The sequence below is a fragment of the Burkholderia sp. Se-20378 genome (assembly GCF_017104665.1).
In the GTDB taxonomy this organism is placed as follows: domain Bacteria; phylum Pseudomonadota; class Gammaproteobacteria; order Burkholderiales; family Burkholderiaceae; genus Burkholderia; species Burkholderia lata.
The window spans coordinates 1-1,137 of record NZ_JAAGPG010001142.1 but is presented as its reverse complement, the minus strand read 5'-3'; the positions used below and the strand labels follow the sequence as shown (position 1 = coordinate 1,137).

General features: G+C 66.5%; 1 protein-coding gene and 1 pseudogene. Both read right to left on the bottom strand.

Annotated features, from left to right (window positions below; all coding sequences use genetic code 11):
* A pseudogene (locus tag G3N93_RS40645) lies at window positions 1-225 on the bottom strand (collagen-like triple helix repeat-containing lipoprotein); the annotation flags it as partial.
* A gap of 473 nt (window positions 226-698) precedes the next feature.
* Complete coding sequence (locus G3N93_RS40640; protein ID WP_041492911.1) at window positions 699-1,034, bottom strand: YggL family protein; 336 nt, start codon at window positions 1,032-1,034, stop codon at window positions 699-701.
* Window positions 1,035-1,137: the final 103 nt, after the last annotated feature.

The following is a 1,137-nucleotide window of genomic DNA, read 5'->3' as shown; positions in this document are numbered from 1 at the left end:
GCTCGATGCCGCGGTCGTCTGGCCGACCGAATTGGCCTGCGTGCCGCCGGAGCCGCTGCCCGTGCCGCCGGTCGTGGCCGTCGTGTCGCCCGAACCCGATCCTGCGCCGGTGCCCTGGCTCAGCGAGCCGGAGCCGCCGCACGCGGACAGCGATACCAGCGCTGCGACGCCAGCCGCGATCATGATCATTCGGAGTCCTGCCTGATGGGTGGTCGGCGTATCCATGTCGTCCTCGTATTCATTGGAGAGTGGGGTCAGGCGGCCTTCGCGTGCGTCAATGTGTCGCTGCGATCGGAAAGCGGCTGGCGCATCGTTGGTTGTCTCCCTGATTGACCTGTCGCCGTGTCGCGTTTTCGCCCGTACCGGAATCCGGAACACCTGTCGGGCGAGCGGTTTGCATTCTTTCGTATTGCTTGCCGATCGCGCCGGAAAACACCGGATTCCTGGCGATCAGAGTAGGTCCGCCGGCGTGGGACGTCTTTTAATCAACGTTAAATTGAAGTAAGCGTCCGATTCACTGCCGAAATCGGGGTAATCACCGTCGACGCGGCGCGAATCGTGTGCGTCGGTGCCGGTGGCGCGGGTGTCGCGCGGTGGCAGAAGGGGAGGAGGTGCGGAGGGAGCAGGGCGGCGCCGGCCTCACCCGCCGTGGTGGCGGGCAGGCGCGGGCGCTGCGCGAGGGCGATGAAACCTGAAACTCAGGCTTCCGGGTACCACGCGTCGGTGAATTCGCTGACCTTGACGTCGGTCAGTTCCGGCCGTGCGGCCAGCCAGCCGCGCACGAGTTCGCGATCGGCGTCGGTCGTCGTGCCGCGGGGCGCGCCGGAAATCACGTAAGCGCCGATGCCTTCGTCCGCCGATGCGACGGTCAGCAGCCCGTTCGCTTCGACGAAGTCGATGAACGCGTCGATCAGTTCGCCGCGCTCGAGGTCGGTCATTTCATTGCGGTAATGCGCGGTGGCGTTGAACGCGAGTTCCTGGAATTCGCCGATGTGGAGTTTCTTGCGCTGGCGGCGGTTGTGGCCTTGGCTCATGGTGTGTGGTGAATGCGAAAAGGGTAGGGTGAAAGGGCGGCGGCGGGTGCCGGCGCGACATGCGCGGGCGGCCCGGGCGCCGCATCGAAGCGCCGCGCGGCGG